This window comes from Candidatus Poriferisodalis sp. (assembly GCF_965208555.1).
In the GTDB taxonomy this organism is placed as follows: domain Bacteria; phylum Actinomycetota; class Acidimicrobiia; order Acidimicrobiales; family Poriferisodalaceae; genus Poriferisodalis.
Window position 1 is genome coordinate 1 of record NZ_OZ242342.1, and the last position, 12676, is coordinate 12676.

Sequence of the window (12676 nt, forward strand, 5' to 3'; positions counted from 1 at the left end):
GGTCAGTGTCGTAGAAGTCCTTCTCGATCTCGAGCAGGATGCGTTGTTCGTCTTCCGAAAGCGGCACGCACAGGCTCCAAATGCTGTATCGCCGATGTTGCTGCCAGTGTAGGACCGCGCCCGGCACTACTTCCACGCACCCAGGTGATGGCGTGCGCTCAGCGGCCCCAGCGGCGCTCCCCCGGCGCGTCGTCGCGCAGGGCGGCTGGGCCGTGGGCGATCACCGCGCGGCCGAAGCGGTTCCGGATGGCATCAAGGGCATCTGCCAGCCTGAGATCGAGCTCGGAATCACCCGTGGGACCCCAAGCTGTCCCGACATCATCCGAGGTCCCGGCGCCGAGCGGCACGTCCAGGTCCAACTCCAGTTGGCGTGGCGGCGATGAATCCCCGTCGCTCCCGTCAACATGCCCGGTCGCGACTGCCGAGTCTGCGGATGCCGCCTCCTCCAGGCTCGATACCGCGACGCCCAGCAAGCGGATTCCCCGCTCGAGCGGCAGCGTGGCGATCAGTCGCTGTGCAATGTGTGCCAGCGCGCGGCCGGTCTGGATCGATTCGCCGAGCGTGTGTGCTCGTGTCCGCAGCGAGAAGTCGGGGTGCTTGATCTTGACGGTCACGGTCCGCCCCGACAGCCCGTTGGACCGCAGGCGGGATGCGACGGCGTCGGCCAGTCGCACCGCTTCGCTTCGGATGAGATCGATGTCAGTCAGGTCGTGCTCGAACGTCTGCTCGTGGCTGACCGAACGCGGCAATCCGCCTCGATGGACGGGCCGGTCGTCGATCCCTTGCGCCAGGGCGGCAAGGTGCGCACCGTGCGCAGCACCGACGGTCGAGACCAGCCGCTCCAGCGGAAGGGCGGCCAGGTCGGCCACGGTGTACACCCCGATCTCGTTGAGCCGGCGCAGCGTTACCGGTCCGACCCCCCACAGCGCCTCCACGCGGTGCGCCTGCAGGAATGCCAGCCCTTCGGCGACGCTGACCACGCGAACACCGAGTCCTGGCTGCGGCCCATCAGCGTGCACCGTCGGTTTCGCCGCGACCGAAGCGAGCTTCGCCAGCGTCTTGTTGGAAGCGACGCCGACGGAGCAGTCGAGCGCTACCGCCTCCCGGACCGCGTTGCGCAGGTGCCAGGCGATCTCCGACGATGAGCCGAACAGCCGGTGGGCGCCGGACACATCCAGAAATGCCTCATCCAGCGCAATCGGCTCCACGTGGGGCGTGACCGACTCGAAGACTTCTGCGATGGCCGCGGAGGCTTCGATGTAGCCGGAGAAGTCCGAGGTGACCACCACCGCGGAAGGACAGAGACGGCGCGCCTGCGCCGTCGGCATGGCGGCGTGCACACCTGCTGCACGTGCCTCGTAGCTGGCAGATGCGACAACACCCCTCCTTCCTGAACCTCCGACGATCACCGGGCGCCCGACCAGCGCCCGATCGCGCATGCGTTCGACTTCCACGTAGAACGCGTCCATGTCGACATGCAGAATCGGCAACTCGTCGCGGCGCATGCGCTCCGTCACCCTCAGCGCGTCGCCGGCGTCACCACCAAGCCGTCTCGGTGGTTGCCGGTCACCGCATACCGGAAGACGTGGCCTCGCGGAGCGCTGCCTTCCAGGTAAACCAGCAATGGTTCTGCCATCCATGCGTACTGGCCGGTCAGCAGCTCTTCGAGTTCGCCGACTTGCACCCATCGGGCGTCGAAGACGATGCCGTCGGGATCGGCGATGTCCAGGTCGCCGCTCCAGTGCCGAGCTTCGTGAACCTCTACCGTCAAGAACCAGCCGGGTCCGTCACTGCCATCTGCCTCGACGGTGTACAGGGGCCCGTCCCAGGCCGAGACCTGCAATCCGGTTTCCTCGGCCACCTCGCGTGTCAGAGCTCCGAGCACCGTCTCGCCCGGATCGACGACCCCGCCAGGCGTGCTCCAATCGGTACTGCCGTTGCGCCTCCGGTTGTTGACCATCAGCACGGCGCCATCGTGCGCGAGGATGCCGCCGGCGACGGCCCATCGATGCACGTCAGAGGGCATTGGGGCAGTCTGCCATGCAGGGCCGGAGGCTGAGCCCCGAGCCCGAGCGGCCCGTGAGCCCGTTTCCGAGAGGAACGGGCAACATGAGCAGGGACAGCAGGGCGAGTGACGAGCTGGCTCACGCCTGGCCGTACCATGGCGCTGGTGAGCATGCACGACGATGGCGACAGCATTGAGCTCACCGCGGCGCCCACGGCATTGCCGTCGGTGCTGGCGCGGGCCCTGGCGTTTGCGGCCATTGTCGTAGCGGCGGTGTGCGGGGGTCTGGCCGGGTACGCCACGACCGCCCTGCAGTGCAGCGGCGGCTGTGTCGCCCCGACACTCGGCGGAGCTGTCATCGGCGCCCTGGCGGCAGCGGCGGGCGTGGCTGCGCTCGCAGCCTTGGTGCTTCGCTCCATGAGCGAATGGGCCGATCAGGCCCCAGCGCAGCTGCGCAGGAACGGGCAGCAGCGCAGGGGCAAGGGGGCTCGGCAATGACGACGAACGTTCTCGCAGTCGAGGACGACGAGCGGATCCGCACGGCGCTGCGCCTAGCGCTCGAGGACGAGGGCTGGCAAGTCAGCGAGGCTGAATCCTGCGAGGAAGCACTGGAGCGTTTCGCACCCGAGAGCACCGATGTCGTGCTCGTCGACATCATGCTGCCCGGTCTCGACGGGTTTGAGTTGTGCCGCTCCATCAGGCGGATCAGCCACGTGCCCATCATCATGGTGACCGCCCGCGACGACACGCACGATGTCGTTGCCGGACTCGAGGCCGGCGCCGATGACTATCTCACCAAGCCGTTCGCTCCCAAGGAGCTCTCAGCACGAATCAGGGCCCTGCTGCGGCGGAGCCGGACGGTGGACGGCAGCGGGCTGCCACGAACGGTCGGCGACCTCGAGATCTATCCCGACGAGGGCGTCGTGACCAAGAGCGGGGATGAGCTGCACCTCACCAAGACCGAATTCCGGCTGCTCTGCGAACTGTCCGACAATCCCGGCAAAGTGCTGAGCCGCGAGCAACTGCTGGAGCGAGTCTGGGGCTACGACTACTTCGGCGATGGCCGACTCGTCGACGTGCACATCCGCCGGCTGCGCCTCAAGATCGAGGACGACCCGGCCAACCCGCGCTACGTGGCAACGGCTCGCGGCTTGGGCTACAAGCTGCGAGCTTGACATGAGGCTGCGCTGGCCGCGGCCGCTGCGCCGGCTGCCGCTTCGCGCCCGCGTCGTCGGTGCCTTCACGCTCGGCGCGATGCTGGCGGCGTTCCTGCTCGTGGTGATGACGTACAGCCTCTCCCGCGGTTCGATGCTGGGCCTGCGCCAGGACTCCTCCGAGGCTCAGTTCTTTGCGAACGCCACGCAGGTGCAGGGTTCACTGCGCGCAGAAAGCCCAGATTTCGCCGTGCTGCTCGAGTCGCTGCCGAGCCTCAGCGGCAGCCGCTCCATCGTCCGTACCGGACCAGACGTCTGGCGATCCCCATCACTGGTGCCGAGCGACCTTCCCGACGACCTCGTCGCAGCAGTCGAAGGGTCCGGCCAAGCCCATGCGATGCGGTACCGGCTCGACGGCGTCCCGCAACTCGCGCTCGGTTTGCGCTTGCGTCCTGCCGCGGTCTCCCAACTCAGCGAGACGCTGTACTTCGAGGTCGTCCCCCTGTCAGAGATCGAGGCCACGCTCGCCAGTCTGCGCCTGATCCTGGGCGTCGGAGCTGCGCTGACGGTGCTGATTGGCGTCGCCGTCGGTGCCTGGGCCGGGGGACGGCTGTTGCGGCCGCTGGCGACCGTCTCCGATGCTGCCAATTCGATCGCTCATGGCCGATTCGACACACGAGTGGAGCGCAGCGACGACCCCGACCTCGCCGTCATCGTCGAGTCCTTCAACGACATGGCCGATGCCATGGAGCGTCGAATCGCGCGAGATGCGCGGTTCGCGTCCGATGTGAGCCATGAGCTGCGGTCGCCGTTGCAGACCTTGCGGAGCTCCATCGACTACCTGAACGGCCACCGTGATGAGCTGTCGGCTCAGGGAGCGACCGCGCTCGATCTGCTCGCCGCCGAAGTGGACCGGTTCCAGCAGCTCGTCCAGGACCTGTTGGAGATCTCCCGGCCAGATGCCGAGGGATCGGTCTTCGAGCGGGGCCTGGTCAACATCACCGAGCTGGTCCAGCATCGCGTCAGCGCGCTCGGGCCCGACGTGGAGCTGGACATCACCGCGGCTGCAACCAACGCCGTCGTGATCGGCGACAAGCGCGGGCTCGCACAGGTCTTCGACAACCTGCTGCGCAACGCTGAGAAGCACGGCGGCGGCGTCACCCGCGTCGGGATCTCACGTCCCGGCAACTCGGTGAGAGTCGCCGTTGAGGACGGCGGGCCGGGCGTCACGCCGTCCGAGCGCGATCTGGTTTTCGAGCGCTTCACGCGGGGTGCAGCGGCACGCAAACGGGGAGCCGGCACCGGTGCCGGCCTCGGTTTGGCGCTGGTGTACGAGCACACCCGGCGCCACGGGGGCTCAGTGCATGTCGAGTCCCGCGCTGACGGCCAGCGCGGTGCTCGCTTCGTGGTCGAGCTGCCCATTGCGGGGCACCGGTGAGACTCCCCCGCTGCGCGCTGAGGCGGGTTGTATCGCGAGGCGCCTGGGCGGTCGTGGCCGGCGCAATGGCGGCCACCGCCTGCGGCCTGCCGACCGACGACGCTCCCACCCGTGTCGAAGTGCCCGCAGGCGTCTTTCCCGATCAGAACGAACCGGTGGTCGGGGCAGCGACCGATACCCCCACCACATCGCTGCACGCGGTCTACTTCCTGCGCGACGGCCTGCTCGTGGAACTGCAGCGGCCGCTCGCTGCACCGGTCTTCCTCGATGCTCCCCTCAACAACCTGCTTGCCGGCCCCACGCCGAACGAAGCCGAGAACGGACTCGAGTCCGCTATCCCGGCAGGCACTGAGGTCGTTGACGTGCAGCTCCTGCGCAACAACGTGGTATCGATCCACCTCAACGAGGTCTTCTTCGAAGTCGAGGGCGCGCAGAGGGTGCGTGCCGTGGCCCAACTCGTGCTCACGGCCTCGGCGCTCGCCCGAGACAGCCAAGGCGTGCTGTTCTTTCTCGACGGGGTCGCGCAGTCGCTGCCCGACGGGGCCGGGACGATCGCCCAGGTGCGGCCCGATGAGCTTCCCCGCGTCCTGCGGGTTGACGACTTCAGCGAGCTGATGCCGCTCACCCCGCTGCGCTCGGTCGCCTCAGGCTGAAGGGCCAGCCGTATTCATGGGCAGGCGTGTCCGCCGGCGCGGTCCGCGCCTCGCCGAGGTCCGCACGAAGCGCGAGCGCGTACCCGCACGCATCGCAGCCACGAACATCAGCATGGTGGGGAACACTTCGAGCCTGCCGAACAGCATGAGCACCATCATCACTGGTCGTGACCCGCGTTCGAACGCCAGCGCCGACGCAGTCGGCCCGGCTTCGCCCAGTGCTGGCCCGACGGTGCCGATGGCCGACACCGCGCCGGAGAACCCCGTCTCGAGATCGTTGCCCAGAGCAGTCATCAACACGCCCCCCGCGAGGGCCAAGCCCAGATACAGCAGGACGAAGCCCAAGGCCCGTGCCGCAATATCCTCCGGCACGGTGGTGTCACCGAGCCGCATCGGCAGCACCGCCCTGCGGTGGCGAGCGCGGATTACCTCGCGGAACGCGTACCGGACCATGATCTGGAGCCGCAGGACCTTGATGCCGCCTGCCGTCGAGCCAGTCATGCCGCCGATCACGAACAGCGCCAGCAGGACTAGCTGCGCGGACGGGGTCCAGAACTGCGAGTGGGTGTAGTCAGTGAGGCCATAACCGGTATTGGATCCCAGCGACGCCGCGTAGAACGCCGCTTCGCGAATGTTGGCGCCGATGCTGAGCCGTCCTGAGTTGAGCAACAGCAAGGCACATGCGGCACCGACGATGAGGCCCAGGTACCACCGCAGCTCCGAGTAGCTCCGCCGCTGCGATTTGGTGCGCGTGATCACGTGCCAGTGGATCGAGAAGCTCGCGCCGCACGTGATCATGCCGGCAATCACCACTGTCTCGACTGCCACAGAGTCGAACGCGGCGATCGATGCCGAGTAAGTCGAGAAGCCGCCAGTGGCCACCGTGGTGAAGGCGTGGGCGACGGCGTCGAACAGGCTCAGACCGGCTGCCAACAGGCCGAGTGCCATGGCGAGTGTGAATCCTCCGTACAGCAGCCACAGTCGCCGGGCCGTGGCGGCGATGCGGGGCGTGAAGCGGTCGGCCGTCGGGCCCGGGGCCTCATTGGCAATCAGCTCCAGGCCGCCGACCTTCAGTGCCGGCAGCACGCTCACGGCCAGCACGATCAGGCCCATGCCGCCGAACCATTGCGTCATGCTGCGGAAGAAGAGGATCCCGTGGGCGACTCCGTCGATATCGGCCAGGATCGTGGCACCCGTGCAGGTAAAGCCGGAAACGGATTCGAACAGCGCGTTGTCGGCCTCGTTCCAGCCGATCACGCCGCTGAACAGGTAGGGCAACGTTCCGGCCACCGAGACCGCCAGCCACGCCCACGCCACCGCAGCGAACGCCAGCGGGGAGTCTGACCGGTCCGACGCCGTCGTGCTGCCCATCATGATGCCGCCGGCACTGACGGTGATCACTGCGGAGACCGCCAGTGCCATTGCGCCGCCGCCCCCGTCGATCAGCGCCACCCCGGCAGAGATCGCCATGCCGATACCCACGAACAGCAGCGCCGCCCCGCTGATGTGCACCGGGGTGGACTCAAAGCGTCGCCCTGCCCGCACTGCCAAGCCGTTCATCGCGTTCTCACTGGAGAGGGCGTGCGCCGGCGCCAGCCTCCGTGCCGAACCGCGGCGACCGCCGGGTATGCCGCGACGCTGAGCGCCACCGCCGCCGCTGTCACCGATATGCGTCCGCCCAGCATGAGCAGTCCCGCAGTGATGCGTCCCAGCCCGTTCAGCGCTGCCAGGTGCCCGGTCGAGCCCACGGTGTCCAGCGCCGGGTCGACATTCGACAGCGCCGGGTCGACGTACGACAGCGCCGGGCCGACATTCGACAGCGTCGACACGGCGTAGGTCAGTGCACCGACGATGTCGAGCCCGCAGGCGCCCAGCACGATGGCAGCAGGAATGATCAGCAACCCGACCAGCAGGAGTTCCCCGTTGATGCGGCTGATCGTGGTCTCGGCAATCGTCGAGCGGCCGAGGCGCAGTCGCTCGGCCAGCGACGGGTAGATCGCCCGGCGCAGTTCACGCCCGATGAACGACGCGAACGTCAACAGGCGGACCACCTTGAATCCGCCGGCCATCGATGCGCTCATGCCGCCGACCAGCATCAACACCATCAGCACCGCCTGGCTGCCGGTCGACAGATCCACGAACGACGTGATGCTCTCGAAGCCAGTGGTAGAGATCACCGACACCACGGTGAACAGCGATTCGCGAATGTGGTCAGCGCCGAGCGTGCTCTGCCAGTCGAATCCGTCGCGAGGCAGCAGTGCCACCGCCACGGCGGACAGCACGATCAGCGTGACGTAGAGCCGGAACTCGTAGCTCCGAATGAAGCGCGCAGGGTCACGCCGCCGGATCGCCAGGAACATGAGCGGCAGGCTCACGCCGCCGGCTGCCATGCCGAAGATCGCCACCCATTCGACAGCAGCCGAATCGAAGTAGCGCAGCGAGTCTGCGTAGGTGGAGAATCCGCCGGTCGACGCGGTGGTCAGCGCATGCAGCCCACCCTGCAGCACCGGCATGCCCGCCAGTGCGTAACCGACCGCCACCAGCACGGTCAGCGCTCCATAGAGCAGCAGCAGGCGGCCCATCGTGCCCGCGCTGCGCGGTGCCAGCCTGCGAGCCGAACGGGTCGCCACCCCCCCGTCGGCGTCGAGGCCTCCGACACCGAGATGCGGCAATACCCGCACGAGCACGACGATGAACGCTGCCCCGCCCAGCCATTGCCCGAAGGCTCGCAGGGCCAGCATCCCGCCGCCGAGGTCCAGCTTGCCCTCTCCGAACGCGGCCTCGGGGATCGACGTGCTGTTGGTGCCGGTCACTGTCGCCGCGGCTTCGGCAAACGCTGTCGCCAACGCAGTCGGTTCCACCGCGCCGGTCGCGAGGTGGGCGATCGCCACGGCAGCTACCGCTGCAAATGCTCCCAATACGAGCGCCGTCAGCGTCTGACGCTCGGTAACGCGTCGTTCGAACCTGCACAGCCGGAGCAGCCCCAAAGCGAACACGGCGATCGCCACGCCGGCGATCAGCAACGGGACAGCGTCGGTGCCGGACTCGCCGCTCGCTGCAACCCGTCCCCCGGCAAGCCAGTCGAAGAGTGCACACGCAGCAAACACCGGCAGGGCGGCGGCGAGCACCACGAGCACGATCACCGTCAGAGTCGACTCGTATGGCCCGCGTGCCCACCGGTGCAAAGCACCATCCGCGGCCCGCACCACCCGCACGACGAGCCGACGCAGCCGCTCGCGCTCGGAAGCCCGGCGAGCCGGACGCGGTGTCACCGAAAGGCCTGCTTGACCTCGTCCACGCAGTCAGGCGTCACAAAGGCGACCACGTGGTCCCGCGCCCTCAGCTCGCTCCGGCCTCGGGCGATACGGGCCTTGCCGTCCCGCAGGATCGCCGCGAGCAGCATCTGGCCCGGCAGGTGCAGATCCCTCACGACCGATCCGTCAGCCCGAGAACCTGCCCCCACCTCGAACTCCAGCACCTCGACGTCGCCTTGGAGGAACGTCGCCACTGCTGTGACATCTCCGCGCACCATTCGCAACACCATGTTGGCGCTGGCTGTACGCGGTGACAGTGCGGCATCGATGCCCACCTGCTCCAGCAACGGCAGCAAGGACAGGCGGTGCACGACGGCTATGGCCTCGCTGGCGCCCTCGGACTTGGCGTACAGGCAGGCCAGCACGTTGGCATCGTCCTCGCCGGTCACAGCGACCACCGCGTCGAAGGTGCCGATGGCCTCGCGCTCGAGTACATCGATATCGGTGATGTCGCCATGCAGCACCAGCGCACCTGCGTGGCGCTCGCTGAGCTCGAGGCAGCGTTCGTGGACCAGTTCGATGATGACGACCTCGATATGGCGCTCCAGCAGACGGCCCGCCAGCAGGCCGGCGGTCCGGCCGCCGCCCAGGATCATCACACGGCGCAGCTCAGAGCGGTGCAGTCCCATGATCTTCATGAGCTCGCGCCGGCCCTGACGCCGGCAGACCACTCGCAGCAGGTCATTCGGCTGCAGGGTCGTGTCGCGGCGCATCACGGTGGTCTCCCCGCCACGTGACAGCGCGCCGAAGATGAAGTCCCACTCCGGCTCATAGAAGGCGCCGACCTCCGCCATGGTCATGCCGACCAGCGGCGCATCGTCTGCGAGGCGAGCACCGACGACGAGGACCTCGCCGTTGGCCAGCTCGTTGATGTCCGACGCACCGTGATACACGAGCAGATCCATGATGGAGTCGGCGGTCTGCTCATCAGGATCGAGCACCAGGTCGACGCCGATGGCGTTGCGCAGGCTGCGGCCCGACGCACCTCGCAGGTCGCTGTCCTGCAGGCGGGCAACCGTGGCAGGGACGCCACACTGCTTGGCCTGCATGCACGCCAGCAGGTTCACCTCGTCGGAGTCGGTAACCGCCACCACCACCTCGGCACGCTCGAGACCGGCCTCGTCGAGCACGCGAGGATTCGTGCCGCTGCCGTGCACCGTCAGCAAGTCGACCTCTGAGGCGAGCGCAGCGAGCCGGCCGGAATGCTGATCGACGACGACGACGTCGTTTCCCTCACGGCTCAGGCGCTCGGCGATGTAGCTTCCGACCTCGCCGGCCCCCACCACGAGAATCCTCACAATCTGCGAATCTACTCAGCAGCACCGTTGCGGCCCGTCATCCTGCGTGGCCGCAACGTCGTACTCAACCACCTCACCGGAGGACCGAATGGCACTTGTCGTGGCAATCGACGCGGGCACGACCGGGGTGCGCTCGATGGCGGTGGACGAGACAGGCAGCGAGCTCGCCTACGCCTACCGACCGTTCGCGCAGCACTACCCCGGACCGGGCCTGGTCGAGCACGATGCGAACGAGATCTGGCAGGCCACAGCAGCCACGCTGGACGATCTCTGTGCCGGCCTGCGGGCGCTCGGCGATGGCCGGATGCCGGCAGTGGCGGCCATCGGCATCACCAATCAGCGGGAAACGGTCGTGACATGGGACCGCCGCTCGGGCGAGCCGCTTGCACGCGCGCTCGTCTGGCAGGACGTCCGCACAGCGGCACGCTGCGAAGAACTGGAAGCCGCCGGCCACCTGCCTGAGGTCCGGCAACGAACCGGCCTGGTGCTCAGTCCATACTTCAGCGGCACCAAAGCCGAATGGCTCCTGCGTCACGGGGGGGTGCATCCGCACCCGGATCTGGCCATCGGCACAGTGGACAGCTGGCTCATGTGGAAGCTGAGCGGGGGCGCTGCCTTCACCACGGATCCGACGAATGCCTCGCGCACGCTGCTGTACGACATCGTCGCGGGCGACTGGTCCGCGTCCATGTGCGACTTGCTGTCGGTGCCTGAGTCGTCCTTGGCCGAGATCCGCCCATCGGTCGGCCGCTTCTGCCGCACCGCAGACACCACCGCCTTGGGTCCGGGCGTCGCAGTGAGCGGAGTGGCCGGGGATCAGCAAGCCGCCCTGTTCGGGCAGGGCTGCCACGAAGTCGGCATGGCCAAGAACACTTACGGCACCGGATCGTTCGTGTTGATGAACATCGGCGACACGTGCCCAGCGCCCATCGACGGGCTGCTCACCACCGTGGCCTGGGACTTCGGCGAAGGTCCGACCTACGCGCTCGAAGGCTCGATCTTCGCCACCGGCTCGGCAGTGGGCTGGCTGACGGGAGTCCTCGCCGGCGCGAGCGATGCTGCCGAGACCGAGTCGCTGGCCCGCAGCGTGCCCGACAGCGCCGGGGTCGTGGTGGTGCCGGCATTCGCCGGACTGGGCAGTCCTTGGTGGGACCCGAACGCTCGTGGAGCAATCATGGGCCTGACATTTGCCACCACGCCAGCGCACATTGCGCGGGCCACGATCGAGTCCATGGCCCTGCAGACCCGTGATGTCACCCAGGCGATGAGCGCAGGCGCAGGGCGCGACATCGCCGAGCTCAGGATCGACGGCGGCGCGGCGGTGAACGACCTGCTGTGCAGCATCCAAGCCGACCAACTCGACGCTCCCGTCAGCCGGCCGATCGTCACGGAGACCACTGCTTTGGGGGCGGCGATGCTGGCCGGCCTCGCTGAGGGCGTTTGGTCGTCCCCCGCCGAGGCGGCGTCGGTGTGGCGGCTCGACCGCCGCTTCGAGCCATCAGGCAACCGGGCCGGTGCGGATCGACTTCATGCGCTGTGGCGGCAGGCACTCCAACGGACACTGCACTGGTCCCCCGACTGAGGGCACTGCCGCCGCCGCAGCGGGACGTCAACTTGGCGGCGTTAACTGATCCAGAGCGCCGCGCAGTTGGCTGATCGCTTGGCGGATCCGATGCTCGTTCTCGACCAGCGCGAAGCGCACATGGCCCTCGCCGCCAGGACCGAAACCGATGCCCGGAGACAGGGCGACGTTCGCCTCCGAGACCAGCAGCTTGCAGAAATCGACCGAGCCCATGTGGCGGTACGGCTCGGGGATCTTGGCCCACGCGAACATGGTCCCCTTCGGCGGCGCAAGCTCCCAGCCGATGCGGCCCAGCCCACGCACGAGAACATCGCGCCGATTGCGGTAGGTCTCCCGCACCTCACAGGGAAAGTCCTGATCTTCATTCATGACCACCGTCGCAGCGATCTGAATGGGCTGGAATGTGCCGTAGTCGAGATAGCTCTTGAGCTTGGCAAGCGCTGCGATCACCTCGGCGTTGCCCACGCAGAACGCGACTCGCCAGCCCGCCATCGAGAACGACTTGGTGAGGCTGTAGAACTCGACAGCCACCTCCTTCGCGCCATCGGCCTGCAGGATCGACGGCGGTTCATAGCCGTCGAAACCCAGGTCGGCATAGGCAAAGTCGTGAACGAGCAGTACTTCCCGTTCGCGCGCGAAGTCCACGATGCGCTGCATGAACTCGAGATCGACGCAGGCAGTGGTGGGGTTGTGCGGAAACGACAGCACGATCACCCGTGGCCGCGGCCAGGAGTATTCGAATCTCTCGACCAGCCGTTCGAAGAACGTCTCGCCGACGTCGAGCGGCACTTCTCGCACGCTCGCGCCGGTGAACAGCGGTCCGAAGATGTGAATCGGATAGGAGGGCGCCGGCACCAAGCAGGCGTCCCCGGGAGCCAGCAAGGTCCACATCAAATGCGAGAAGCCTTCCTTCGCACCGATCGTGTTGATGATCTCGGTGTCGGGATCGAGCTCGACATCCCATTTGCGCCGGTACAGGTCGCCGACAGCGGCGCGCAGCTTGGGAATGCCGCGGCTGGCCGAGTACCGGTGGTTGCGGGCGTTGAGGGCAGCCTCCGCCAGCTTCTTCACGGCACGATCGGGCGACGGCAAGTCGGGATTGCCGAATCCCAGGTCGATGACGTCGGCACCGGCCCGTCGGCGCTCGATCTTCAGCGTGTCGATGATGGTGAAGACGTACGGCGGCAGGCCACCGATGCGGCGGAACTCCATGGCGATGGCGGCGGCCCTGG

Annotated in this window: 11 protein-coding genes; 5 read left to right on the forward strand and 6 right to left on the reverse strand. The window is 67.7% G+C overall.

The window, feature by feature from the left end; translation table 11 throughout:
- Positions 1 to 158 precede the first annotated feature (158 nt).
- A complete protein-coding gene (dinB, locus tag ACOGXE_RS00290; RefSeq protein ID WP_419933546.1) occupies positions 159 to 1505 on the reverse strand; it encodes a DNA polymerase IV in 1347 nt (448 codons plus the stop codon).
- Positions 1506 to 1519: 14 nt separating this feature from the next.
- The gene (locus ACOGXE_RS00295; RefSeq protein ID WP_419931968.1) at positions 1520 to 2026 is read right to left on the reverse strand and encodes an NUDIX hydrolase; all 507 of its coding nucleotides are present in this window, start codon (positions 2024 to 2026) and stop codon (positions 1520 to 1522) included.
- A gap of 144 nt (positions 2027 to 2170) precedes the next feature.
- Here ACOGXE_RS00295 and ACOGXE_RS00300 point away from each other — a divergent pair, with 144 nt between their 5' ends.
- From ACOGXE_RS00300 to ACOGXE_RS00315, 4 genes are read left to right on the forward strand one after another with little or no spacing between them, the layout of a single operon-like run.
- Complete coding sequence (locus ACOGXE_RS00300) at positions 2171 to 2503, forward strand: hypothetical protein (RefSeq protein ID WP_419931969.1); 333 nt, start codon at positions 2171 to 2173, stop codon at positions 2501 to 2503.
- Positions 2500 to 3180, forward strand: coding sequence for a response regulator (locus ACOGXE_RS00305; RefSeq protein ID WP_419931970.1), 681 nt, complete (start codon positions 2500 to 2502; stop codon positions 3178 to 3180). Before ACOGXE_RS00300 ends, ACOGXE_RS00305 begins: the two co-directional genes overlap by 4 nt.
- A gap of 1 nt (position 3181) precedes the next feature.
- On the forward strand, positions 3182 to 4597 hold the full coding sequence (locus ACOGXE_RS00310) for a sensor histidine kinase (protein WP_419931971.1): 1416 nt from the start codon (positions 3182 to 3184) through the stop codon (positions 4595 to 4597).
- 53 nt (positions 4598 to 4650) lie between these two features.
- The gene (locus ACOGXE_RS00315) at positions 4651 to 5250 is read left to right on the forward strand and encodes a GerMN domain-containing protein (RefSeq protein ID WP_419931972.1); all 600 of its coding nucleotides are present in this window, start codon (positions 4651 to 4653) and stop codon (positions 5248 to 5250) included.
- On the opposite strand, the gene ACOGXE_RS00320 is transcribed toward ACOGXE_RS00315, so the two are convergent.
- The 3 genes from ACOGXE_RS00320 to trkA are packed head-to-tail and all read right to left on the reverse strand — an operon-like array spanning position 5242 to position 9862.
- Complete coding sequence (locus ACOGXE_RS00320) at positions 5242 to 6810, reverse strand: TrkH family potassium uptake protein (protein WP_419931974.1); 1569 nt, start codon at positions 6808 to 6810, stop codon at positions 5242 to 5244. The two genes, ACOGXE_RS00315 and ACOGXE_RS00320, sit on opposite strands and share 9 nt — an antisense overlap.
- A complete protein-coding gene (locus ACOGXE_RS00325) occupies positions 6807 to 8522 on the reverse strand; it encodes a TrkH family potassium uptake protein (RefSeq protein ID WP_419931975.1) in 1716 nt (571 codons plus the stop codon). The genes ACOGXE_RS00320 and ACOGXE_RS00325 overlap by 4 nt, the downstream gene beginning before the upstream one ends.
- Positions 8519 to 9862 (reverse strand): Trk system potassium transporter TrkA, encoded by a 1344-nt coding sequence (gene trkA / locus ACOGXE_RS00330; protein ID WP_419931976.1) that lies wholly within the window; start codon positions 9860 to 9862, stop codon positions 8519 to 8521. Before trkA ends, ACOGXE_RS00325 begins: the two co-directional genes overlap by 4 nt.
- Positions 9863 to 9950: 88 nt before the next feature.
- On the opposite strand from trkA, the gene ACOGXE_RS00335 reads away from it, so the two are divergent.
- A complete protein-coding gene (locus ACOGXE_RS00335) occupies positions 9951 to 11444 on the forward strand; it encodes an FGGY family carbohydrate kinase (RefSeq protein ID WP_419931977.1) in 1494 nt (497 codons plus the stop codon).
- A gap of 27 nt (positions 11445 to 11471) precedes the next feature.
- Here the strand turns inward: ACOGXE_RS00335 and ACOGXE_RS00340 are convergent, their stop codons facing one another.
- Complete coding sequence (locus ACOGXE_RS00340; RefSeq protein ID WP_419931978.1) at positions 11472 to 12656, reverse strand: aminotransferase class I/II-fold pyridoxal phosphate-dependent enzyme; 1185 nt, start codon at positions 12654 to 12656, stop codon at positions 11472 to 11474.
- Positions 12657 to 12676 lie beyond the last annotated feature (20 nt).

Coding starts and splice junctions, on each gene's coding strand:
- ACOGXE_RS00335 (WP_419931977.1), top strand. CDS start 9,951: ATGGCACTTGTCGTGGCAATCGACGCGGGCACGACCGGGGTGCGCTCG.
- ACOGXE_RS00310 (WP_419931971.1), top strand. CDS start 3,182: ATGAGGCTGCGCTGGCCGCGGCCGCTGCGCCGGCTGCCGCTTCGCGCC.
- ACOGXE_RS00295 (WP_419931968.1), bottom strand. CDS start 2,026: ATGCCCTCTGACGTGCATCGATGGGCCGTCGCCGGCGGCATCCTCGCG.
- ACOGXE_RS00305 (WP_419931970.1), top strand. CDS start 2,500: ATGACGACGAACGTTCTCGCAGTCGAGGACGACGAGCGGATCCGCACG.
- ACOGXE_RS00320 (WP_419931974.1), bottom strand. CDS start 6,810: ATGAACGGCTTGGCAGTGCGGGCAGGGCGACGCTTTGAGTCCACCCCG.
- ACOGXE_RS00340 (WP_419931978.1), bottom strand. CDS start 12,656: ATGGAGTTCCGCCGCATCGGTGGCCTGCCGCCGTACGTCTTCACCATC.
- dinB (WP_419933546.1), bottom strand. CDS start 1,505: ATGCGCCGCGACGAGTTGCCGATTCTGCATGTCGACATGGACGCGTTC.